The organism is Rhodohalobacter sp. 8-1, assembly GCF_038150125.1.
Lineage (GTDB): Bacteria > Bacteroidota > Rhodothermia > Balneolales > Balneolaceae > SW132.
In genome coordinates, this window is the sequence record NZ_JBBVMF010000007.1 from 56,463 (window position 1) to 79,917 (window position 23,455).

Sequence of the window (23,455 nt, forward strand, 5' to 3'; positions counted from 1 at the left end):
TAGGATGTTTAGTGTATCAGAATTATTTTGAAGCCGGATTAAAAAACGGCCGCCCGTAAAATACCAATGATTATCATCACCCAAAAAGATTTCGTATGAATCAATTTTCCAGGCTTTTTATTTTCTTATTAGTGTCCATAATGTTGTTCTCCTGCTCAGAAGAAAGGCAGCAGCCATCCTTCGAATTTACAGCCAGGAACCCGGCCGATTCCGGAAGCCAGTATCCGAACTTGTATAGAGACTCAACGGGTACTATTACCATGAGCTGGATACTTAAAATTGAGGAAGACCTGAACTCCATCCGATACTCAACATATACTGATCGTGGCTGGACCGCCCCGCAAACGGTAAATATCAGTTCTGACTATTTCGTGAACTGGGCCGATTTCCCCTCGGTTGTTTCAAAAGGTGGTAACGTAGTTGCTGCTCACTGGCTCCACAAAATTGAAGGTGGTCCGTATGCGTATAATGTAAATGTAGTGTTTCCCGGAGAACAGGCCAGGCGCTGGACAGAGCCGGTTGTTCCTCATAGTGACGAAACGGCAAGCGAGCATGGTTTCGTATCTATGGAGCCCTTATCTGATGATACCGTACTGGCGGTTTGGCTTGATGGGCGTCAAACTGCGGATCGCGAACACGACGAATACTCAGATCCGGAAAAGGCGATGACGTTGCGTTCGGCAGAAATCTCAAGTGATGGAACCGTTACGCGTCGGCGGGAGATTGACGCCATGGTATGCGATTGCTGCTCAACGGACCTAATAATGATGGACGGCCGCGCAGCAGTGGTTTATCGTAACCGTTCAGAAGATGAAATCCGGGATATTTTCATCTCATTTTACGACCTTGAGACAGGCGAATGGTCAGACCCAAAACCTGTTCATGCCGACGGCTGGGAAATCAATGGGTGTCCGGTAAACGGCCCGCGAATAGATCACAAAAACGGTAAAACCGGCGTGACCTGGTATACTGAAGCCGATGGCAACCGGCGCGTTTTGCTGGCAACATCAGGTGATAACGGCGAAACCTTTACCGAACCGATAACCATTTCAGAAGAAAATACAGCAGGCCGTGTGGACGTTTCAATTGCGGATGATGGCACAGTATATGCAAGCTGGTTCGCCACTCTGGACGACAATGGATACGTGATGATGCGGAGCGTAGCAGATGACGGAACACTGGGAAAACCGATACAGGTAGGAATTACTTCATCAAGCCGGAGAAGCGGATTTCCGAGAATGGCCCAAACCGGCGAGGGATTTCTTTTTGCCTGGACACAGACCGATCCGATTATTCGTGTAAGAACTGCCATCGTCACCTTTGAACAAATTGAACAGGCAAACCGGGGGGAGTAAATACATTTACATCCGTTCGGCTGTAGAATTTTTATTACTTAAAAATTGGTTCTACCGGGAAGTTTGTGGGTACATGTAATAATCCTATGCATAGTTTCATTAGACCAGATGAGTTATTCAGAAGGTTAATCCAGTAATCAGATAGAACACCAGTAATCAGATAGAACAAAATATGCTGCCTTTACAGATTCTTCACAAAACGGAGAACCACCGTTTTATTCAGAATGACAGTGATCAGGCTGGGTTTCGGGCGGCGTGATGAGAAGGCGATATTGAAAATGACGAATGGGCTAACGCCGCCCCCATACTAACCAACGAGCGTGTCATCCTGATCGAGCCATTGTAGTTGATGGCGAAGAGAAGGATCTGCAAAAGCAATGACCTAAAATTTTGGAAATTTTTGAACATGTTCTAAGCGATTATTCACATATTTTGTCATCAACCCACAAACTTTCCGGTAGAACCTATTAATTTACACTCTCAACCCAGATCATTCAGATATCATGCAGACATTAAAACTGATACCTCTCGTACTTTTGATTCTCTTCCAGGCATCGTGTGCCGGCGCTCAAATGACGGCCGATTCGGACGAAGACCGTCGCCAGCAGGCCATTGAAATCCTGGAACGGGTGCCGCTTTTTGACGGCCACAATGATGCTCCATACCAGTACAGGAATCGTGTGGGATATAAATTCAGCGAGCTCGATTTTTATGATACAACACAGCTTGAAAATCCCATGCACACCGATATCCCGAGGCTGAAGGAAGGCCGGGTGGGAGCCCAGTGGTGGAGCGTGTATGTGCCCGCCGGGATTCCCGAAGATGAAGCTGTGAAACGGACCATGGAGCAGATCGACTTTGTTTACCGCATGGCGGAGCGATATCCCGATGAGTTTGAAATGGCCTATACTGCAGACGACGTTGAGCGTATTTTTGATGACGGAAAAATAGCGTCGCTGATCGGTATGGAAGGGGGGCACTCTATCGCAAACTCACTGGCGGTGCTGCGATCGTTTCACAGGCTCGGCGCACGTTACATGACCATTACTCACGGGCGCACGCTCGACTGGGCAGATGCCGCAGGTGATGAACCTCAGCACGGCGGGTTGACTGAGTTTGGCGAAGAAGTCATTCGTGAAATGAACCGCCTTGGTATGATGGTGGATCTGTCTCATGTAACTCCCGAGACGATGAAAGATGCCATAGAGATATCTGAAGCCCCTGTGATGTTTTCACACTCAAATGCGCGCGCCATTTCAGGTCACCCGCGTAACGTACCGGATGATGTGCTCCGAATGCTGCCTGAAGAGGACGGCATTGTGATGGTCACATTTGTAGAGTCGTTCACCTCCGAAGAGCTTCGCCAGTGGTATGCTGAACGTAACGCATATCGCGAGAAAATAGAATCACTTTACCCGGGTCAGCCTGATTCGATAAGTACCAAAACCGACGCATGGATCAGTGAAAATGAGCAACCAAAATCAACGCTGGAGCAAGTGGCTGATCATATCGACCATATCAAAAATGTGGTTGGTGTGGATTACATTGGCATCGGCGGTGATTATGATGGTGTTTCGTCGCTGCCTTTGGGTCTTGAAGATGTTTCTACATATCCGGCTCTGTTCGCAGAACTGCTGAGCCGCGGCTATACGGAAGATGAGCTTGAAAAAATCGCCGGACTGAATATGCTGCGCGTGATGCGTGGAATGGAGGAGGTATCGGAAAGACTGCAGGCTGAAGAGGAGCCTAGTGAAACGCTGATATCTGATGTAGAGGATTGAAACATTCAAATCCCCGGAGCCAATTGGTGTCTCCGGGGCTTGATGTGAATCAAAGTGAGTTATACGCTTCAGACTGAAGTATTGTTGTCAGTTGCGCAGGTTGTTTCTCAGGCGGCCTGACGATGATCGGTTTTCAGATTCACTGCTGAAGGAGACCGTATCAATTTCAATCTCACTGGTATCGTGGTTCACCGTTTTGTTGGCACTCTTAAATGATGTGCTCTCTGATGCCAGCTGCTTGGCCTGTACCACAAGATTTTCAGCAATCTCGGTCACCTCATCCCGATGTTTGCGGAGCCTGTTTTTGCTTAGTTTTGAAATAAGGGGTACGAACAGAGCGGTAAGTGCCACACCCCCCAGCAGACCTAACCACGGAGAATCCATCACGGCATAGCTCAGCGCAATGCCAAGAGTTGTAAACAGAATGGCTGATGCTACACCCGAAAATATTTTCAGTCCATCCGAATTCCAGGAGAGGTTCCAGCCCTGACGTTTGCTCACACGAATCCGAAGTTTCTCACCGCGCTGCTGAATAAGCACGCGCAAGGTATGAAGTTCAAGCTCATCGGTATATTTCCAGTCAACGCTTGTAGAGGTTTTGTTGACCAGTGCCTTGCCTGAATAATCCCCAATAAGCTCATTCCACCAGGTAATTTCCTCTTGAGAGGTGCCAAACCTGTGATTCAGTTCAAGGATGAGATTATCAAGCATTCGCTCATCTGCAGTAGCCTTGATCCAGTGTTCTGCAACAATCTCTGATTTGGAGATTGTAGTATTATCCTCAATGTTATCTGCCTGGCTGTTTGGCGAGGTGTTTTTCTCCTTGAGTTCTTCGGCAGCGCGTCTCATAAGCTCCGGGTCAATACCGGAATCCGCCGCAATTTTTTCGAGATCCTGAATGGTGAGGCCTGCTTTATCGCTGGTAGAACCTTGCTCTGTTCTCTCTGATTCAAGCTCTACAGCTCGTCGAATGAGTCTGGCAACTTCTTCTTCTGAGTACAGGTGATCAGACATAGCTAGTTTTAAAAATGATGATTAAAAATGATCTTGATGTTTTAGCCAACATCAAGATTATGAATTTACGGTTTGAAGAGATAAAGTGTTGCGAATAGGATGTTAAGATCTGAATATGATTTGGTTTTCCGTAGTGATCGCGAAGGACTTAACTAAAGATATGACTTGAAATTATCCCACTATATATCTTCCTTGATGCTTTTGACGCTATTGATCGGCAAATACATAGTTCCAATAACCGCGGTAATTATTCAAACCGGTACTGATATTTTACTGCTCGCTGAATACCGGTATCGGGGTCAGATTCCAATGCAAAAAAAGCATCGTCGGTTACGATGCGGCTTGACTTACTCGTGGGGAAGTTAAATTTTGACAGCAGTTCTCCGTTGCTTGAAAGAACCCACCACTGATTTTCGGTTTCACTTTCGGTGATTGTTTCTAACCAAAAATTATCCTTGTCATCCATCACCACAGAACGAACGGCAGGCCACTTTTCCGGTATTCCGGTATTTCGAACCGCGGCTTTGTACTCTTCATTCTCAAGATAGTTTAAAACCTCGCTGTTGCTTAACGTCTTGTTAGCAAACGGGTGGTAAAACGCGCTTAAATACTCGCCGTTCAAACTATACTTTTTGAATAGTACATCTTCAGTCCAGATAGTGTAGATCTCATCAGCACTTGAAACTTTGATATTCCCACTGGGGCTGTAGGGTGAATGATAGACTCCTCTGTTATCAGGCAATTCAAAGTGTTCGGACTGAACCTGATCAAGAATCATGTCTGAAATTATTTCACCACTATTATTCATCAGATAGTGATAGTGCAGGTATTGGTGTTTTTCAATCTTTATAAAGCTCAATAAAAACCTGTTGCTATCAAGTATGATAAAATCAGATGGGAAAATATTGCTTAATTCTTCGATATGACTCCAGTTCCCGGGATTAAGCTGAATAGAGTTTTGGTACTCAAAGGAGTTGATATTGTAGATGTTAATCCTCATTTGTCTTACATCCATTGCATACAGCTTTTCGTCGTGTATTTGTGGACTGATGATGCTTCTGAATTCACCCGGCCCTTCACCATATCCGCCAATTGATGATATATAGGAGCCATTAGCATCAAAAACATGGATGGTAGCTCGGGACTGAGCTGCATCCGAAATATAAACTCTACCGGAATCGTCAACAGCCACATTTCTCAACCTTCCAAAAATCAGCTCATCAGATTCTTCAAAGACGCGAGCTTGTTCAAACTGAATGCTATGCTCTGCACTTTCATCTGATGGGTATACTTTAAGATTCTCGATTCCTTTCAGATGATCCGGAATTTCATTAGAATCTGGATTGATGCACCCCCCGCAAGAGAGCAGAAACAGGAATACGAGTGATAAATGCTTCATTAATGGAAGATTTTGAAAGACTGGCATTTTTTAAATGTCTTCAATTTATGATTGAGACTACATCTGCTAACTAAAAACTCAAAATTCAAAACTAACCACTCAGTATTTATATCTCATCAGAATAGTACGCCTTTACCTTCTCCCTCAAATTGAACCCGCTGCTCATCACCTCGCCGTAGGCTCCGGCGCTTCTGATAGCTACAAGATCGCCCCGTTCTACTTTCGGCATTTTGATTCCTTTTCGGAACGTATCGGACGTCTCACAGATTGGCCCGACCACATCGTAGGTTTGGAGAGGTTTGTCTGATGTGAGGACATCAACGCTATGAGACGCCTGGTAGAGGGCAGGGCGTATGAGCTCCGTCATGCCCGCATCAAGCACGGCAAAATCTGTTGTGATACCTTCTTTTACGAACAGCACTTTTGAGATGAGGCTGCCACACTGACCTACGATACTTCGCCCCAACTCGAAATGTACCTGTTGGCCGTCCCTTAGCTTGAGATTATCTTCAAAGAGATTGAAAAATGGTTCGAAATCGGGATAAGGTTCCTCATCAGGCTTTTCGTAGCTGATGCCGAGGCCACCGCCCACATTCACATGCGTGAGAGGAAATCCTTCCTCTTCAAACCGATCCTGAATGAGGTTCACTTTTTCACACAAATCCTTGAACGGCTGCAGGTCGCGGATCTGCGAGCCGATATGAAAATGGATGCCGGTCAGGTTGACCGATTTGAGGTTGGGCAGCATCTTAAACAGCTTAGGGAGATGCTCGGGATTGACGCCAAACTTATTTTCAGACAACCCGGTGGTAATGTATTTATGTGTTTTAGCTTTCACATTTGGATTAAGCCGGACTGATACGTTGGCAACTTTACCCGCTTCCCGGGCCAGTTCGTTCAGTACAGATATCTCCTGGATAGATTCACAGTTGAAGGAGAAGATGTTGTGATAGAGGCCGGTTCGAATCTCCTCGTCTGTCTTGCCCACGCCCGCAAACGCAATTTGATCAGGGGTGAATCCGGCTTCAATGGCGCGCTCAATCTCCTTGCCGCTCACACAATCAATCCCAAGTCCCGCCTCGCGAATGATCTCCAGAATGGGCAGATTGAAGTTAGCTTTTACAGCAAAATGCACGTGATACCCTTTGGACAGGCCATGTTTTTTCACTTGATCAAGCGTGTCCTGAAGCAGATTCAGGTCATAGTAGTAAAACGGAGTCTTGAGCGATCGAAATTTTTCGACGGGAAATGTGTCAGACATCAGTCAAATTGGGTTGGGTTGTCATCAAGCATGCAATAATACGGATTTGGATTCAATTATGTGAATGGGAATGTGGCCATAAACACTTACGGATACAATAAATCGATTTTTTTGATGAGAAATAAAATAAATGATTCTATTTACCACTCGAGAGTTTAAGATTTGGAATCAAAACCGACGGTCTTCATGGGTTGATAAGTGATTCTTTTAAATATGGGTTAGCAGATTGGCGGGTCTTTACATTTCCTCATGGCAGGTGGTCTTTCAAAACACCTGAGAGGAATTTAAATTTCCTGGCAAAGACGGGGAGAATAAATCCGTTGAGCGTCTGTGCCAGAATGATGACCGGCACGGGACGGAGCTCCATCACCCTAAACAGCAGACCAATGGCAAGCACGCCCATCCAGACTGACCGAAATTTCAGCCTTGTTACATTCTATGATGAATCGTTTGTGGGATCGGAAAGAAGTGATTTAGTCGTAATGGATCTGGATAGGGTGCGGTCTGGATACTTCTCAGGCTGATCGTTGTTCAAAGCCCTCTTCTCATAATTGCAGAACGCTTTGTTAGCCGCCGCGATAAATTAGAAAGTGTAATTTCTTTCACAGATTTAAAATCCTTTGTATTAAAAGTTGCCACTTTGTGGATGCTATGAGCTAAGCCAATGCTGATTATCTTAAAGTCATGGATTTTAAGGCCGGAAGGTGAATATCGATGCACCAATTCCTATAATATAGTTATTGAAACTTGTGTCGGATAGATAACTTCCACACTCTGAATTAGTTCATCAATAATCTCTAAAGCCAGTTCGGAGTTTAAATTATAGCCAGAGGATTTAGTGATGACCGTTAAAAACTCGATTAAATTCTTTGATGTGGTTATAAGCTGTTTCTCTCTTTGATCTAATATCTGTCTTGCCTGCCCGTAATATTTTGAGTCCTCATCAATTCCATAAACCAAAATGTTGGTATAAAAAAGTACTCTACTCATAAGCTAATGACCGCAGATCCTGATCATCCAGTTTCCCTTTGAGTTTTAAAGACTGGATATCAGGTCTGTTTTTTTTTAGTCTTTTTAAGAGAAGACAAATACAGGTAAACTTTTTCCAATTCTGTGTCGGAAAGTCGGTCTATTTCTTTTTTTAATTTCTCTTTTGTAATCATGGCATGCAGATTTGTTGACAGAAGTAATTTAACTTACGCCAAGGAATTTTCATAAGTATAGCAATGAAGGTTTTAAGGCGGCCATTATGTATTTAATCAGACATAACCGTCGATAAATAGTCTTTTCCTCAATATTTGATTTCACTACTACTTTCAAATAGTTGGAAGTGCTTGAGGTCTAAAAATCCTAATTCAACCAAACTCTCCGCCTTACCAAAGGAACAATCACAGCCAAAAACAAAATCCCTGAAATGAGGGTAAGCGTCGTTTGCCCTGGAACCGTGAACTCAAAGACTCCGGAAAGTGCAAGCAGCAGATTTGTCAGCCCCAACAGGATGCTCAGCCAGACGACGATGCCGGTCAACAGATTTTGAACGGTCCTGTTTTGATGTGCTTTTGGAAGGATCCGGCCATTATTCATCAGGAGAAAGAGGATGACGGCAATGACGGGCAGAATGATCCCGTTGAGCGCCTGCGCAAGAATAATAACCGGTATGGGCCGGAGCTCCATCACGCCAAACAGCAGGCCAATGCCGAGCACACCCATCCAGACCGACCGGAATTTGATGCCACGTTCACTCCAAGAGGATGGGGTTTTTGTATCGGAAAGAAGGGATTTTGCCGTAATGGATGCGGCCAGGGCGGCGGTGAGCGTGGAGCTGAGTCCGGCACCAAACAGGCCGGTGGCAAGTAGGAGTGATCCATAACCGCCCAGTTGCTGGGAGAGTGTAGAAGCCAGTTTTTCGAAGGAAAAATCACCGGAAATAGCAGTGCCGGTGAGCAGGATGGCGACAGAAATGAGTCCGCCCAGCCCAATCGCGATTCCCAGGCTTAGCTTCATCTCGGCGGGTGACTGGGCGTGTTTGAGCCCCGATCCCAGGAAAATGTTGTAGGGCACCACGGTTGTACCAATAAGCCCCAGCACGAGAATTTCAGACCCGTCAGGAATCGTTGGAATAAAGCCGTTGGCAAAGATCTCAGAAAGAGAAGGTGTAATCATGACGGCGGTAATCACAAAACAGATCCCCATGATGGCCACAATCACTCCCAAAAGCTTTGCAATCTGACGAACCGTACCGTTCCATAGCAGGATTCCCGCCGTAATACCAATCACTGCTACAATCAACGGAACAGGCACCGACCCGGTTACTAAAGTCAGGCCGGCAACGGCACCCAGAATATTCCCGGCCTCAAACGCGGCGCAGCCGCTGAGAATGGCAATCAGCGCGAGCCAGATCAGCCAGTTTCCCGCCCTTGAACTCCCGTATTCCTGCTTCATCGCCTGACCCAGATTTAGTCCGCTCACGGCGGTAATTCGTGCAGACGCCTCTTGCAGGATATAGCATGCAACTGTAGAGAAAATCAGCGCCCAGATGAGAGCATACCCAAATCCCGCACCGGCCGATGCGGCTGTGGTTACTGTTCCGGGGCCGATAAAAGCAGCGGAAATGACGGACCAAAATAGAATATTGATGATGCGTTGTTTCATGATGAGAATGTAGTCAAGGCAAAATTAGGAATGAAATTAACTCGTAGTGTGTAAACCCGATGATGCTCTATGTAAATCTGAGTTCAATTAATAATGTCTTTTGGATAGAGTGTTTTTTATCTGATTTACACTCATACGCATGTTGTAACCAGTACAAGGATAACTTTCAGTTTGAAAGTATCGTTATGTATAAAGAAGCCAAGTTTTTTCTAAACAAATGGATAAAGAAATGTCTGATTCAGAACTTATTTTCCCTGGTAAGAAGTCCCTCTTGCAGATAGGTATTATTATAGGTGTGCTGCTATTTACAGGTTGTTCAACATCAGAAAGAATAATTTTCGATGACAATGAAACATCTTATTACCGGAGTTCTACCGGCTCTGATGTTATCCGGGAACAGTTAAAAAATAGTTTAAAATCAATCAAAAGAGTTCAAAACGAGGTTGTCTACCAGACTTACTATTTTGATGAGTTGAATCCCCCAAGATGGACAGAACTGCGAGGCGTCGACTTTGAAACTGTAGCAGATCATTCAAAAATGGAAAACCATTCAACAGCAGGATCGGCCCTGACAATGTCCAACAGGGGAGGTCGTATCGCTTTGCTTACGGCGGCTCATATTGTTTCGTTTCCGGATACCATTTGGACGTTTGCTGATGAATCTGAGCCCGATGTTGAAAAACGGGTAAATGCAGTTTCTGTACAGGAGTCAGTAAACCATTTTGTGTATAGTGATGATAGAATCATCATATTTGATGTTGTAGTAACCGATCCGGATCGGGATTTAGCTGTTCTGATAAGAGATATGGGGGGTGACAGGGCTCGAACCTCTCTTGAAACACTTGCTATACCTCCAGGCAATGCTAACCAAATGGATTGGACGGATATGGTGTATGCGGTTGGCTACCCAAAAGGAATTCAAATGGTCACCCGTGGAATGTTGAGCAAAGCTTCGTTTAATCCCAGGAGGAGGCTAATCCTGGACGCCTCGTTTAACCCGGGGTTTAGTGGCGGAGCACTCTTTGCGGTCCGAAGTGACGGGTCAGGACTCGAGTGGGTAGGGCTTGTTATTATGGCTTCTGCAGAACGGGAACAGTATGTAGGACCTGAAGAAATCGCGGACGGGGAGTATCAATTTGGCAGGATATATGAAGGACCTTTGTATGTTCAATCTTCATTTCGATTGAATTATGGAATAACCTTTGCGATTGATATCAATGAGATCGGAAATTTCTTTCGTGATTATGAAGAGGAGTTGCGGCAAGAGGACATCCGGGTTCCTAAGATTCAGTGACTTGAACCCGTTGGATCCACCCTTCTCAGTACCCCTCCCTCCGCCGAAAGGCACGACGCCCGGAGGAGAGAAGTGTCAGATCGGAAGTCAAAAATCAAAAATCAAAAATCGCTAAATCGTAAGACTTAGTGACGGGACATAGGTGGGTTTTGCGGGCAGGTAATAATTCCAATCCTGGAACCCACCCCTGACTTCAAAAGCCTCGCTTTGCGAACTTTTTTAAGTCTGTCCCGCTCCGGTGGAGGGGAAGAATAAACCTGAGGCTGTCCAAAAAGGGTATTCAATAAAGAACTTTACAACTAAACAGTCATACCGGACTCCGATCCGGTATCTCCTGTCCATTCAAACGATTGGAGATCCCGTATCCCCCGGGATCCCATTTGGAAAGTACGGGATGACATCCTTTTTGCACAACCTCTCAGAATTCAAAGCGTACAGCGTTAGCTTAGAGCTGGGTTCCTTCCAGTATCTGAATCAGATTTGAGTTAATGTTTTGTTCTGTATCTTTGATCATCACTTGAAGACTTTAGATATACAGGCCCCATGAATACCCACGATTCAGCTTCTGCAGGTACCAGCCCATGGAAACTTTACATCGACACGGGCGGCACCTTTACTGACTGCCTGGCGTTTGCCCCTGATGGCGGGGAGCACCGGTGTAAAGTTCTGAGCAGCAGTTCGCTGCGTGGACTGGCATCTCCGGCAGAAAAGCCCTGTGAAATCAAAATTTCGATACATGAGAGAGTGCCGGATGACTTTTTTACCGGATTTGAATTTCTGCTGCTTAAAGAACCGGAGTCAACCTATAACGTCAAAGCGTATGATGCCGGCCGATCAACGCTGACACTGGATGGTGATATAGATCTTGCGGACGGTGATGAGCTTGCGTTTGAGCTTCGGAGTCCGGAGGAGGCGCCGATTTTAGGAGCGTGTATCATAACAAAAACACCAATGAACGGGGAATTTCCGCCGATGCAAATGCGGCTGTCGACCACCAAGGGAACCAACGCCCTGCTTGAGCGGGCCGGGGCGAAAACGCTGTTTTTGATCACGCAGGGATATCGTGACCTGCTGCATATCAGGAATCAGCAGCGACCCGAGCTTTTTGCACTCGATATCCAAAAATCAAAACCGTTCTTCCGTCATATTGTGGAAGTCCCGGAGCGGATTGATGCGGATGGGACTGTCATCACACCACTGGACAAAGAACTTCTGAAAGAGCGAATCGAACCATTTCTTGGCGAGATTGAGTCGGTGGGTGTTTGTCTGATGAACAGCTATCGAAATGACGAGCATGAGATACAGTTGGCCGGGATTCTGCGGGAGCTGGGTGTGAAATTCATCTCACGGTCGGCTGAGCTTAGTCCCGAAATAAAAATTGTGCCCCGAGCTGTAACGACAGACGTTAATGCTTATCTCGAGCCGATTATGGAACGGTATCTGTCAAGAATTTCGGACGTTATTCATGGGCACTCCTTCCGCGTGATGAGCAGTGGCGGCACCTTGGTGGAGTCGGAGCATTACCGGCCAAAGGATGGGTTACTAAGCGGGCCTGCTGGTGGTGTAATTGGCGCTGCGGCGATTGGGAAGCGGGTTGCAAAAAGCCTGTCAGGTTTCAGCCAGGGAAATTCTCAGACCAGATCTGATGCCATTGAAAACCTGACAGGCTTTGAAAAGATCATTTCTTTCGATATGGGCGGAACAAGCTCTGATGTGGCAAGGTTTGATGGTGAAATCGATTATGTGTACGAGCATTCTGTTGGCGATGCAACACTCTCCGCACCAGCGGTCGAGATCGAAACAGTAGCTGCAGGCGGTGGTTCTATCTGTGGTTTTGATGGACAAAGTCTTATTGTGGGACCCGAAAGCGCAGGGGCTGATCCGGGCCCGGCGTGCTACGGTCGCGGCGGCCCGCTGACTATTACGGATGTAAACCTGTTGAGCGGTCGGCTTCATCCGGCAAATTTCCATATTTCGATTGTACCTGAGGCGGCGGAAGAACGTTTGAATGAAATCCTGGAAGCGGCCGGTAAATTGTCCCGCGAAGAGGCACTGGATGGATTCCTTGATATTGCCAATGAGCGGATGGCGCAGGCAATACGAAAAATCTCGCTGCAGAAAGGGTTTGATCCCTCTGAATACGCAATGGTGGCTTTTGGCGGGGCCGGCGCACAGCATGCCCTCGCAATTGCGGCGAAGCTGAATATGGAACAGGTACTGGTTCCATCTGATGCGGGACTGCTCAGTGCCTACGGACTTCAGCAGGCTCGCCTCGAACAGATTGCTACAAAGCAGGTGCTGAAACAGTTAGATGAGGTTGAATCGGAGCTTGGTGCCTGGTTTGATGAACTAAAAGCAAAAGCCATGGAGGAATTAGAGAATCAGGGTGTTTCTGAAAACAGTATTGAAATTACGAGGCAAAATCTCTTTCTGCGGTTAAAAGGACAGGATTCCTCGCTTGAAATTGATTTTTCCAAAACCGGGACAATCGAAGATAACTTCAGAAAAGCATATGAAGATCAGTACGGCCATTGGATTGAGGATCGCGAAATTGAAGTGGAGGCAATTCGGGTGAAGGCTTCAGAAAGATCTCCCATTGAGGGGGGGCAATCCGAAGGAGCGAATGTGACGCCAGGCAGGGGAGTGTCCGCGGAATCTGAAATAACACCTCTCGACCTCGCTCCTCAAGGAGAGATCTCTTTTTCTACACCTTTTCAAGAGATTTATTCGAGACATGAACTCAAATCCGGCACGAAACTCACCGGCCCGGCGCTGATTTTGGATCCGTACAGTACGACTGTTATTGAAGAGGGGTGGAAGGGAACATTGCTTGATGATGGGACGTGGGTATTGAAAGACCTGTCAGGTTTTAGAAACCTGACAGGTCTAAAGTCTGACCAACGCTCCGAAGCCGTCAACCTGCAGCTCTACACGAACCGATTCCGATCCGTGGCGGATCAAATGGGGGAAATGCTTCGGAAAACGGCAATGTCAGTCAATGTGAAAGAGCGGCTGGATTTTTCCTGCGCACTGCTCGATGCAGATGGTTATCTCGTGGTAAATGCTCCGCATATTCCCGTTCATCTCGGGGCGATGGGAACGTGTGTTAGGACGCTGATTAAGGCACTAAAAAAAGACCCGTCAGGTTTTCAAAACCTGACGGGTCTCGGTGAGGAAAACGAATTCAAAGAAGGCGACATCATCGCCACCAATCACCCTGGTTATGGCGGATCGCACCTGCCGGATGTGACCGTGGTAACGCCAATCTTCTTTAATGGCAAGCGTATCGGGTTTGCCGCCAGCCGGGCTCATCATGCCGAGATGGGTGGGAAACGGCCGGGATCGATGCCCCCGGATGCCAACAACCTGGCAGAGGAGGGCGTGGTGATCCCGCCCACGTTCATTGCCAGGGGCGGTGAGTTCGACTGGGACCCCATCAAAAACCTGCTTCAAAACAGCCGCTGGCCAAGCCGATCTATTCATGAAAATATGGCCGATTTGCAGGCAGCCGTTGCGGCGAATCATCGGGGAGCGGAGGAGCTCAGGAAAATTGCGACTCAATTTGAAGTTTCTGAAGTAACACGTTATATGGACAAGCTGAAAAAGTATGCAGCCGGACGGATGCGATCAACGCTCAAAAAACTGCGTGATGGATCATATCATGCCGAAGAAGAGATGGATGACGGATCAAAACTTGTGGTGTCATGCGAGGTAAAAGAAGACTCGGTCAGCATTGATTTTACGGGAACATCCGGAGTCCATTCCGGGAACCTGAACGCTAATCCGTCGATCGTGAGCAGCGTGGTGATGTATGTGCTTCGGCTGATGGTGGACGAACCGCTGCCGCTCAACGATGGACTGCTGGATCCGGTGAAGCTTATCATACCGAATGGCATGCTGAACCCCAATTTTACGGATGATCCCTCCGACTGTCCGGCGGTGGTTGGCGGCAATATCGAAACGAGTCAGCGGCTGGCGGATACACTGCTGAAAGCGTTCGGGCTTTCTGCCTGCAGCTACGGGACGATGAACAATGTACTCTTCGGCAATGAATCATTTGGCTACTATGAAACGGTTGGGGGCGGAACCGGTGCGGGGGATAGATTTCACGGTTCTGATGCCATCCATCAACATATGACAAATACCCGCGCAACCGATCCCGAAGTTCTGGAACACCGCTATCCGGTTCGGCTGGACAGGTATTCAATCCGAAAAAATTCAGGCGGAAAAGGCAAGTGGAATGGTGGAGACGGTCTTGTTCGTGAAATGACGTTTCTTGAACCGGTCAGCCTGTCCGTTTTAGCACAGCATCGAGTGGTTGAACCGTATGGTTTGAATGGGGGTAAAAATGGCCAAACCGGTAAACAGTGGATTGAATCAAAAGATGGCTCACAAACCGAATTGAAGTGGAGAGACGGAGCCGATTTAAATAACGGAGACCGGTTTGTCCTGCATACACCGGGTGGCGGAGGGTATGGTGAACAATAGTCGTGACAGATTGCAACAAACCCCTTAAAAGACTGTTGATAATAAAACGGAAGGCGTAGTATTTTTATCTGAATTTAGATCAAAGTAAAACATGGAAACGGACACAGCAGAACAAAGGCTTGAATCCAGACGCATACAGCCAACGGCCATGCGATTGAGGGTTCTTAACTATCTCTCCGAAAGAAAAGCGGCGGTCAGCCTTGCCGATCTTGAACAACACTTTTCTAACTCTGACAGGACAACGCTTTACCGCACACTGAAAACATTCCAGGAGCATGGCGTTGTTCATCAAATATATGATGAGAGCGGAAGCACAAAATATGGACTTTGCGCAGAGAATTGTACCTGCTCTTATCCTGATGACATGCACGCCCATTTCTATTGCACATCCTGCGAGAATACATTCTGTTTCCAAAATCTGTCTATTCCGAATATTAATTTACCCGATGCATTTCAGCCATCATACGGCAACTTCGTGATTACCGGACGCTGCCCCGACTGTTGAAGCTAATCTTTGCAATACGGTTGCACGAGGTAAATCCATACTTTTCTGAAAGAATCTGGAAATAGAAATCCGTACATCCGAATTTAGTATGTCTGAAAATGTTACTGATGAAGCCTGCTGCGACTCGTGCGGTTCATGTTCGCCGCAAAAGACCTCCGAATCGTCGTCATATCTTACAGAGTATTGGGCGCCAATTCTTAGCGGGCTGCTTCTTTTGGGCGGTCTCTCAATAGAGCACTTGCTGCAGGCCGGCTGGTTTTCAGGCCCCGCTAAGCTGATCTGGTATCTCGTCGCCTACATGCCCGTTGGGCTACCGGTACTTCAACAGGGGCTCAAAAACGCCTTAAACGGCAGTCTGTTTACTGAATTCTTTTTGATGGGAATTGCTACGGTCGGGGCGTTCTTCATCGGCGAATATGCTGAGGGTGTGGCCGTTATGCTCTTCTATTCAGTGGGTGAACTCTTTCAGCAGCGCGCGGTACAAAAAGCCAGGGCAAATATCAGGTCGCTGTTGGATGTCCGTCCCGAGACTGCTCACCTGCTTCGCGACGGACAGGTGACGACAGTCCATCCCAAATCAATTTCTGTTGGAGAACAGATTCGGGTCAGGCCGGGTGAACGCGTTCCGCTTGATGGGGAACTGATATCAGAAGGTGGTGGCTTTGATACATCTGCCCTGACTGGTGAGAGTACGCCGCGCTATTTTTCAGAAGGGGAGACCGTACTCAGCGGCATGGTGAACCAAAACCAGGTAGTGGAGCTGGAGGTTACCAAGTCGTACGAGAACAGCTCGATTTCCAGAATTCTCCAGCTTGTCGAAGACGCATCATCCCGAAAGGCTGAGACGGAGCTGTTTATCAGGCGCTTTGCAAAAATCTACACGCCGGCAGTTGTGGGATTGGCTGCGCTGCTGGTTGCACTTCCTGCCATATTTGTAACTCCCTACGTTTTTGATGAGTGGCTGTATCGCGGCCTTGTTTTCCTGGTTATTTCATGTCCGTGCGCTCTCATGATTTCGATTCCGCTCGGCTATTTCGGTGGAATTGGAGCGTCATCCAAAAACGGGATTTTGGTAAAAGGCTCGAACTTTCTGGATGCGCTGACGTCGGTTAAAACGGTCGTTTTTGATAAGACGGGCACGCTTACGGAAGGACGATATTCTGTGCAGGATATCGATTTCATAAGTAATAACCAGGACCAGATGATTTCACTCCTAAACGCAGTTGAGACCTCTTCTACGCATCCGGTTGCTAAAGCGATAACAGAACATATTGGGAAGGAGACAATTCTTCAGCCGAAAGTAACTGATCAGCAGGAACTGCCCGGGTTTGGTGTGAAAGCAATTGCCGACGGTAAACCTGTCATTATCGGGTCTGAAAAGCTGATGAGACGGGAAAATATAGATTTGAATGGTCACGCAAAAAATGGGCGGTCAGACCGTTCAGTGGTCTACTTTGCTGTTGATGGTAAGCATGCGGGGACAATAACTCTGTCTGATCGGTTGAAAGCCGATGCTGCAGACGCCATCAAACAGCTAAAAAAACTTGGCGTTGAGCGGACGATAATGTTGAGCGGAGACCGGAAATCGATTGCGGATGAAGTGGGTAAAGATATCGGGATTGATGAGGTATTTGGCGATCTGTTGCCGGATGAAAAAGCGAACAAACTGGATAAGATTAAGCAGAGATATCCCGGTGTAACAGCGTATGCGGGAGATGGAATTAACGATGCGCCTGTGCTGGCTCTGAGCGATGTGGGAATTGCGATGGGAGCAATGGGAAGTGATGTAGCCATTGAAACGGCCGATGTGGTCATTCAAACCGACCAGCCATCAAAAATTGCGACATCTATCCGTATTTCGAAGGCAACCCGAACTATTGTCTGGCAAAATATTGGCCTTGCTTTAGGCGTCAAAGCACTGGTGCTTTTATTGGGTGCGGCCGGCATGGCAACTCTTTGGGAAGCGGTATTTGCTGATGTGGGCGTAACGCTGCTTGCTGTTTTAAATGCGGTAAGGATTCAGAAGATGGATTTTGATTGAGTTATGGAAATCACTGCTTTTGAGAGTTTATAGGGCTTTGATTGGCTCACTAAACACCCCTCCCACGCCATAGCGTGGACTCCCCTTTCCGCAGGGATTCCTTACGGGGCAAGGGAAGAGTTAATACTTCTACCTCTCAAATGCTGTTGCCCCGTTTTGGGAGAAAATTAGTGTTTACCATTGAAAATCACTTCACATAAAGACCCTGGAAAAGACCCCATAGCAGTGATCCACAATACTGCACGGTTTTGTTTATAATTTTAAAATCTTTTGTTGTAAACACACGCTGACGCTTGAGAATGACAAATCCATATACAGGTGTATCTTCAGGAATTCTCATCGTATTTTTCGTGAGCTCTTTGCGTGTTATTTTGAACAAAGGAATTCCAATTTCAGAACTCAATCCTTCTGCCATCGCAGTAGCAGAAAAAATTCCACTTTTCCCTGATCCGGAATTATTTGTGAGGTAAGCTTTTTTCTCCTGAGTCAGCACGTTGTAAGCGTGTTCAGTCTTGATGTCATCCGGCCCGAAGTCATCGGGCTGGCGACCGCCCAGATACATAAGCAGATTGGGCCGTTCATTTTCAATGGACCAAAATGAAATATAATCGATACCAAAATGTCGCTTTATATTGGCCCCAAGTCGACGTGCAGAGAAGAAAAAATCATTTTTTCCTGCATCAAAAACCAGCTCCTTAATGATTTCTATACTTTTTCTTCTATGATCTGTTTTCTGAGGGGTGGAAATTATAGTTCTTCCAACATGGCGTCTGATATGCTTTTGCAGGTTCTCTTTTCCCATATCGGTTAAAAGTGCGTCTTTGCTGATGAAAGTAGCTGCACCAAGCATCAGTGCTTTCTTTTCCCTTTCTTCGGTCACTTTTCCTGTAAAGATGATAACCGGAATCTCACGATAAGCGGAATCAAGCATAAGCGATTCTAACAGTTCCAGACCTGAAAGATCCGGCATCTGGATATCAAGAATCAGTAGATATACTGACTCCACAGCAAGTATATCTATTGCTTCCTGTGCATCAGAAGCAAACCGGAGGTCATATTGTTTGCCCAGAAGCGCTTTCAGAATAATATGTATCGTTGGTTCATCATCAACGATGAGCAGAGTTGGTTTCTTCATAACTGGGTGGCTGTAGTTTAAAATCTAATCACGTGAGTATAACTAAATTATCGGCACGTTGGAGAAATTGATTAACTGTAAACCTGAGTTCAATTGTAAATATTAGTGAAGTGCGTTAGCTATTTATTCTAATTTTTGAGTCTAACTCAAGTTTTAACAAAAAGCTGTCATAACCGTGATTGCACAACCTTCAATAATTGCTGAACCTGTGGATTGTTCGGATAGATCCTGCTCAACTCCTGGGCCTGTTTAAGCGCCATTTGGTTTCGTCCTTCTTGCAGATATAAGGTCGTCAATCCGTACCGAAAATCACCGTTTTCCGGCTCCAGTTCTATCGCCCGTTTGTATGCCGCTTCAGCTTGCTGTGGATTCCCCATCGTTTGATGAGCAATTGCAAGATTATAAAAAACACGGGCGTTGCCGGTTAGCAACTCCGCCGCCTGCTCAAAATAATCAACAGCTTCGTTCATCCGGTTTTCTTCAGCAAGCAACAGGGCCAGGGAATAATAGGCATCTCCAAACCGGGGCTCTTGGTCAATGACAGTTCGAAGCAGTTCCTCTGCCTCTTCATTTTTACCCTCAGCGTTGAGCAAATATGCCAGATTGATACGCGCAGGATTAAAATAGGGATCTCTTTGCAGAGCTTTCCGATAAGCAGCTATCGCCTGGTCTGTCTGCCCTTGTTTTTCAAAAAACTGTCCTCTGTTCATCAGGCCCTGTGGAAAATACTGGTTTACATCCAGGTAGGCTCTGTACTCCTGCATGGCGTTCTCAAAATGATCCCGGCTGCCTTCAGCTACGTCATGCAGAGCAAACCCCGCTAGTTGCTGAGCAGCCGAAAGCCTCACCGAGCGAACACTATCGGATAGTGCATGTTCCAGCAGTGTAAGTCGGCTATCAGATGGTAACGCCTCCATTGCTTTGGCAGCTGTGGTGCGAACCATTGGAGAGTCGGATTTTATCGCATCGCGCAGAATGTCAACAGCATCTTCATCCGGATAGCGCCCCACATACCAGACAGCTGTCGCGCGAATGATCTCCGGTTCTGAGGTATCTTCGATTAACTCCCGCAGGCCTTTGTTATCCGACCGCTGCTCTGCGTCGGCTTTCAATAATGCGTCTGAAAAATGATCGGGGCGGTCGGGGCCATACCACGTTTCAACAGCATCTGCTGCCCACTCCGCCGATCGGTCGGTGTGGCAGTCATTACAGGCATTGGGCGTGCCGAATTGGCTGCTTTGATCCGGACGCGGCACCCGAAAGCTGTGATCACGGCGGTAGTCGTTTTCCATATAAGTTCGCCCGGTCATATGGCAATTAATGCATTGGGAAGATTCAGTATTGGGCTCATGAAAATGATGGTCGGCAGTATTATACTCAGGCTCGTGGCAGCTCATGCACAGCTGGTTATTGGTCAGCGGCTGGCGCAGCTGCTGGCTGTGCGGGTCGTGGCAGTCGCTGCACGTTACGCCTTCAGTATACATTTTACTCTGCAGGAAGGATGCAAACACATATACCTCTTCAAGGATCTGCCCATCAGCAAAGTGAGTATTCGGGTGAGGAAGAGATGGATCAAAATGATCCAGGTAGGGATCCCCATGGATATAATCATCGGTGAGTTTTTGTCGAAGCGAATGGCACGGGGCGCACGTATTGATCTCCTCGATCTGTGAAGATGTGCTCGTCAGGGTCAGATCTTCCCGGATACGTTCCTCAGAGGCCTCTTCTCCCGCCGGACTCCTGACAAACTCTACGTGATCGCCGCCCGGCCCGTGGCACGCCTCGCAGCTTACATCGATGACGTCCCAGCTGGTGTGAAACGAATCGGCCTCGGCGATATAATTCTGTTTCAGGTTGGTCGAATGGCAGTCCGCGCACATTGTGTTCCAGTTCATGGAACCCCCTGTCCAGTGCATCCAGTCATCAGAGTCATACTCTTCATCAGGCTGCAGGGAAAACCATCGGTTTTCCTCCGTATCCCAGGCAATATGCAGCGCCTGTATTTTGCCGTCCCCAATATTAATCAGGTACTGCTGAAGCGGTTCCCAGCCGAAGGTGTAGTCAATTGTATAGGTTTCAGATTCTCCCTGCTCAGTGGCATCCACCATGTAGTTTTGGCCGTCTCTATAAAAACGATAGCTATTTTCTCCCTGCGAAAATTCTGCGTCCTCAAAATCTCCGCGTACATGTTCGTCATCTGCTTCCCCGATGGCATAATCGTGATGTGACCCTTTCCATGCGTCCCACTCTTGCCCGTGGCACGATTGGCAGGTTTGATCGCCGACAAACCGGTGATTGGGCGGGATACCATCGGAATTTGTCACTGTAGTTTCAGCCTTATCATTTTCTTGTTTGCAACTAAAAACGATACAGAAACAGAAGAAAAGAAGCAGAATGCCAATCAATCTGAGTGATGGTGAAAAAAACACGGACATATCAAGAGTATACTTCTTCATACTTTTCTACTGCTCACGTCTTGTTTCCATATTCGTGTGATCACTACCGGAAGCAAAGTCAATAGCTCTATCTCCATCTTTATCTTCCAGCGAAGCATCTGCTCCGTATTCAAGTAAAAGCTCAATTATTTTCAGATTTCCCTCTGCTGCAGCGTACATCAGCGGTGTCCACTCCTCCACTGAATCAGAACAGTTGACATCCGCACCATTTACGAGCAGCTGAGAAATTGTCTCTGGAAAAGGGCCGCTCGTGGTGAACATAAGATGCGTGCGGCCTTGATCATTTTCCAAATTTAGCTCTGCACAGTTTTCAATCAGTAAATTAATCACTTCATTAAGTCCATTGAAAGCGGCAAACATCAGTGCTGTACGTCCCAATTCATTGGCCTCATCCAAAGAGATACCTTGCCAGATGGATGCATTTACAGTCTGCAGATCACCGCTAAGTGCTGAACTATGTAAATAACAGCTTCTTTTAACTAATCCGAAACTCACTCCAATTCGTGATGTCATGCAGGGCAACTTGCGAATTGGCAGGATATAATTATGTAAAATGCTTTTGAATCTCCCAAGCTACTGCTTCACGTGAATTTTCTTTTCGTCAGCACTGAATTGAGACGGTCGGCGAAACCGCACATCGGTGGCGTCGGCTTTTTCGAATGTATCAAACATTTCCTGCCTCATCTGTTGTACCCGTTCCTGGTGTTCAGGAACATCGATCAAATTGTGCATTTCATTTGGATCGGTCTCCAAATCGTAAAGTTCATTCTTATCCCATACTCCGTGGTAGTAGATATATTTATAACGGTCACCCCGAATCGCATAGGTAGTGGGTGTATGAGGAAAAGAGTGTTCCCAGAAGTATTGGTACACAAAAGTTGATCGCCAGTCATCAATCTGCTCACCCCTTAATAACGGCAGGAAGGATTGGCCATCTAACGCATGATCCTCAGGCATGGAGCCTCCGGCAAGATCCAGCCAGGTTGGACTCATATCAATGTTCATTACGTTTTCTTCTATCACGGTTCCCGGTTCAATCATCCCCGGTGCCCAAGCCAGCATCGGCACCCGCATCGATTCCTCGTATGCCTGTCGTTTATCAATGAGCCCGTGCTCGCCAAGCATAAAGCCATTGTCGCCCATATAGATGACAAGTGTTTCCTCAGCCAGTCCTTCATTTTCCAGGTACTCTATTACACGGGCAACGCTTTCATCTACAGCCAGAAGCGACTCGCTGTAACGTGTAATAATCTCATCGAGATGTTTGGGGTGATCATCCCGGTTGTGGTACATATAGTCCACACCGTGCCAGCTATAACGTTGTTCTCGAACCCAATCGGGTTTTCCTTCGTAGTTGCTTTCAATATTTTTCATCGACTGAGGTTGCGGGATATACGCATCGGCGTACTCTCCTTCATGCCGCTGAGAGGGTTCAAATTCAGCATGAACAGCCTTGTGTGAGAGATAGGCAAAAAACGGTTGATCGCGGTCAATCTCATCCAACCAGTCAATGGTGTAGTCGGTCAGGATATCTGTGATGTATCCCTCATAATCATCCCGTTCACCATCAATATTTAAGGTGGGGTTATAATAAACACCCTGTCCCCGGAAACTAACCCATCGGTCAAAACCCGGTTTGGGATTGTCGTGATCACCACCGATATGCCATTTTCCAAAGTAGCCCGTTTGGTAGCCGGCTTGTTGAAGAGACTCACCAATCATGGCTGTACCTTCAGGCATGATGTTGTGATTGTCGACAACACCGTGGCGAAACGGATATTGTCCCGTAAGGATTGACGCCCGGCTTGGCGAACAGAGCGATGTGCTTACAAATGCATTGGCAAGATGCGCCCCTTCCTCAGCCATGCGGTCCATCGCCGGTGTTTCCAAAAAATCGGGACTATTGGGATGGAAGCTCATGTAATCGTATCGGTGATCATCTGCCAGGATAAAGATTACGTTTTTAGGTTGCTGTTGAGCAAAGCTAAGAGTACTGCATATCAGCAAAAGAGAGATGAGAAATGAGAATATCGAAATTTGTTTCATATCTAAGTTAGTTTATTGTTTTTAACAG

General features: G+C 46.9%; 16 protein-coding genes. 7 read left to right on the forward strand and 9 right to left on the reverse strand.

The window, feature by feature from the left end; translation table 11 throughout:
* Window positions 1–95 precede the first annotated feature (95 nt).
* Both AABW11_RS08920 and AABW11_RS08925 read left to right on the forward strand, forming a co-directional pair.
* Window positions 96–1,355, forward strand: coding sequence for a hypothetical protein (locus AABW11_RS08920; RefSeq protein WP_340104728.1), 1,260 nt, complete (start codon window positions 96–98; stop codon window positions 1,353–1,355).
* Window positions 1,356–1,858: 503 nt separating this feature from the next.
* The gene (locus tag AABW11_RS08925; protein WP_340104729.1) at window positions 1,859–3,136 is read left to right on the forward strand and encodes a dipeptidase; all 1,278 of its coding nucleotides are present in this window, start codon (window positions 1,859–1,861) and stop codon (window positions 3,134–3,136) included.
* Window positions 3,137–3,223: 87 nt separating this feature from the next.
* Here the strand turns inward: AABW11_RS08925 and AABW11_RS08930 are convergent, their stop codons facing one another.
* From AABW11_RS08930 to lysA, 3 genes are all read right to left on the reverse strand, one after another.
* Window positions 3,224–4,150 (reverse strand): hypothetical protein, encoded by a 927-nt coding sequence (locus tag AABW11_RS08930; RefSeq protein WP_340104730.1) that lies wholly within the window; start codon window positions 4,148–4,150, stop codon window positions 3,224–3,226.
* Window positions 4,151–4,397: 247 nt separating this feature from the next.
* The gene (locus tag AABW11_RS08935; protein ID WP_340104731.1) at window positions 4,398–5,549 is read right to left on the reverse strand and encodes a 6-bladed beta-propeller; all 1,152 of its coding nucleotides are present in this window, start codon (window positions 5,547–5,549) and stop codon (window positions 4,398–4,400) included.
* 106 nt (window positions 5,550–5,655) lie between these two features.
* Window positions 5,656–6,810, reverse strand: coding sequence for a diaminopimelate decarboxylase (lysA, locus tag AABW11_RS08940; protein WP_340104732.1), 1,155 nt, complete (start codon window positions 6,808–6,810; stop codon window positions 5,656–5,658).
* 386 nt (window positions 6,811–7,196) lie between these two features.
* Between lysA and AABW11_RS08945 the strand changes: the two genes are divergently transcribed.
* Window positions 7,197–7,334 carry a hypothetical protein gene (locus AABW11_RS08945; protein ID WP_340104733.1) on the forward strand — a complete coding sequence of 46 codons (138 nt, stop codon included), beginning with the start codon at window positions 7,197–7,199 and terminating at the stop codon, window positions 7,332–7,334.
* 202 nt (window positions 7,335–7,536) lie between these two features.
* Here AABW11_RS08945 and AABW11_RS08950 read toward each other — a convergent pair whose 3' ends face one another.
* Together AABW11_RS08950 and AABW11_RS08955 are read right to left on the reverse strand one after the other, a co-directional pair.
* Window positions 7,537–7,800, reverse strand: a complete 264-nt coding sequence (locus AABW11_RS08950; RefSeq protein ID WP_340104734.1) for a type II toxin-antitoxin system VapC family toxin — start codon at window positions 7,798–7,800, stop codon at window positions 7,537–7,539.
* A 360-nt stretch (window positions 7,801–8,160) separates the two neighbouring features.
* Window positions 8,161–9,462 carry an NRAMP family divalent metal transporter gene (locus AABW11_RS08955; RefSeq protein ID WP_340104735.1) on the reverse strand — a complete coding sequence of 434 codons (1,302 nt, stop codon included), beginning with the start codon at window positions 9,460–9,462 and terminating at the stop codon, window positions 8,161–8,163.
* Between the two features lie 229 nt (window positions 9,463–9,691).
* Here AABW11_RS08955 and AABW11_RS08960 point away from each other — a divergent pair, with 229 nt between their 5' ends.
* The 4 genes from AABW11_RS08960 to AABW11_RS08975 all read left to right on the forward strand — a co-directional run bounded on the left by AABW11_RS08960 (window position 9,692) and on the right by AABW11_RS08975 (window position 17,790).
* The gene (locus AABW11_RS08960) at window positions 9,692–10,756 is read left to right on the forward strand and encodes a S1 family peptidase (protein WP_340104736.1); all 1,065 of its coding nucleotides are present in this window, start codon (window positions 9,692–9,694) and stop codon (window positions 10,754–10,756) included.
* A gap of 543 nt (window positions 10,757–11,299) precedes the next feature.
* On the forward strand, window positions 11,300–15,244 hold the full coding sequence (locus tag AABW11_RS08965; RefSeq protein WP_340104737.1) for a hydantoinase B/oxoprolinase family protein: 3,945 nt from the start codon (window positions 11,300–11,302) through the stop codon (window positions 15,242–15,244).
* A gap of 91 nt (window positions 15,245–15,335) precedes the next feature.
* Window positions 15,336–15,749 carry a Fur family transcriptional regulator gene (locus AABW11_RS08970; RefSeq protein WP_340104738.1) on the forward strand — a complete coding sequence of 138 codons (414 nt, stop codon included), beginning with the start codon at window positions 15,336–15,338 and terminating at the stop codon, window positions 15,747–15,749.
* An 88-nt stretch (window positions 15,750–15,837) separates the two neighbouring features.
* Window positions 15,838–17,790 carry a heavy metal translocating P-type ATPase gene (locus tag AABW11_RS08975; RefSeq protein WP_340104739.1) on the forward strand — a complete coding sequence of 651 codons (1,953 nt, stop codon included), beginning with the start codon at window positions 15,838–15,840 and terminating at the stop codon, window positions 17,788–17,790.
* Between the two features lie 187 nt (window positions 17,791–17,977).
* Here AABW11_RS08975 and AABW11_RS08980 read toward each other — a convergent pair whose 3' ends face one another.
* From AABW11_RS08980 to AABW11_RS08995, 4 genes are all read right to left on the reverse strand, one after another.
* Window positions 17,978–18,925 (reverse strand): response regulator, encoded by a 948-nt coding sequence (locus tag AABW11_RS08980; protein ID WP_340104740.1) that lies wholly within the window; start codon window positions 18,923–18,925, stop codon window positions 17,978–17,980.
* A 167-nt stretch (window positions 18,926–19,092) separates the two neighbouring features.
* The gene (locus AABW11_RS08985; protein WP_340104741.1) at window positions 19,093–21,381 is read right to left on the reverse strand and encodes a tetratricopeptide repeat protein; all 2,289 of its coding nucleotides are present in this window, start codon (window positions 21,379–21,381) and stop codon (window positions 19,093–19,095) included.
* 6 nt (window positions 21,382–21,387) lie between these two features.
* The gene (locus AABW11_RS08990; protein WP_340104742.1) at window positions 21,388–21,894 is read right to left on the reverse strand and encodes an ankyrin repeat domain-containing protein; all 507 of its coding nucleotides are present in this window, start codon (window positions 21,892–21,894) and stop codon (window positions 21,388–21,390) included.
* A gap of 60 nt (window positions 21,895–21,954) precedes the next feature.
* Complete coding sequence (locus AABW11_RS08995) at window positions 21,955–23,427, reverse strand: sulfatase family protein (protein WP_340104743.1); 1,473 nt, start codon at window positions 23,425–23,427, stop codon at window positions 21,955–21,957.
* Window positions 23,428–23,455: the final 28 nt, after the last annotated feature.

Excerpts from the sequence above, each read along its gene's own strand:
- AABW11_RS08920 (WP_340104728.1), top strand. The coding sequence starts at position 96 with ATGAATCAATTTTCCAGGCTTTTTATTTTCTTATTAGTGTCCATAATG.
- AABW11_RS08925 (WP_340104729.1), top strand. The coding sequence starts at position 1,859 with ATGCAGACATTAAAACTGATACCTCTCGTACTTTTGATTCTCTTCCAG.
- AABW11_RS08930 (WP_340104730.1), bottom strand. The coding sequence starts at position 4,150 with ATGTCTGATCACCTGTACTCAGAAGAAGAAGTTGCCAGACTCATTCGA.
- AABW11_RS08935 (WP_340104731.1), bottom strand. The coding sequence starts at position 5,549 with ATGAAGCATTTATCACTCGTATTCCTGTTTCTGCTCTCTTGCGGGGGG.
- lysA (WP_340104732.1), bottom strand. The coding sequence starts at position 6,810 with ATGTCTGACACATTTCCCGTCGAAAAATTTCGATCGCTCAAGACTCCG.
- AABW11_RS08945 (WP_340104733.1), top strand. The coding sequence starts at position 7,197 with ATGGCAAGCACGCCCATCCAGACTGACCGAAATTTCAGCCTTGTTACA.
- AABW11_RS08950 (WP_340104734.1), bottom strand. The coding sequence starts at position 7,800 with ATGAGTAGAGTACTTTTTTATACCAACATTTTGGTTTATGGAATTGAT.
- AABW11_RS08955 (WP_340104735.1), bottom strand. The coding sequence starts at position 9,462 with ATGAAACAACGCATCATCAATATTCTATTTTGGTCCGTCATTTCCGCT.
- AABW11_RS08960 (WP_340104736.1), top strand. The coding sequence starts at position 9,692 with ATGTCTGATTCAGAACTTATTTTCCCTGGTAAGAAGTCCCTCTTGCAG.
- AABW11_RS08965 (WP_340104737.1), top strand. The coding sequence starts at position 11,300 with ATGAATACCCACGATTCAGCTTCTGCAGGTACCAGCCCATGGAAACTT.
- AABW11_RS08970 (WP_340104738.1), top strand. The coding sequence starts at position 15,336 with ATGGAAACGGACACAGCAGAACAAAGGCTTGAATCCAGACGCATACAG.
- AABW11_RS08975 (WP_340104739.1), top strand. The coding sequence starts at position 15,838 with ATGTCTGAAAATGTTACTGATGAAGCCTGCTGCGACTCGTGCGGTTCA.
- AABW11_RS08980 (WP_340104740.1), bottom strand. The coding sequence starts at position 18,925 with ATGAAGAAACCAACTCTGCTCATCGTTGATGATGAACCAACGATACAT.
- AABW11_RS08985 (WP_340104741.1), bottom strand. The coding sequence starts at position 21,381 with ATGAAGAAGTATACTCTTGATATGTCCGTGTTTTTTTCACCATCACTC.
- AABW11_RS08990 (WP_340104742.1), bottom strand. The coding sequence starts at position 21,894 with ATGACATCACGAATTGGAGTGAGTTTCGGATTAGTTAAAAGAAGCTGT.
- AABW11_RS08995 (WP_340104743.1), bottom strand. The coding sequence starts at position 23,427 with ATGAAACAAATTTCGATATTCTCATTTCTCATCTCTCTTTTGCTGATA.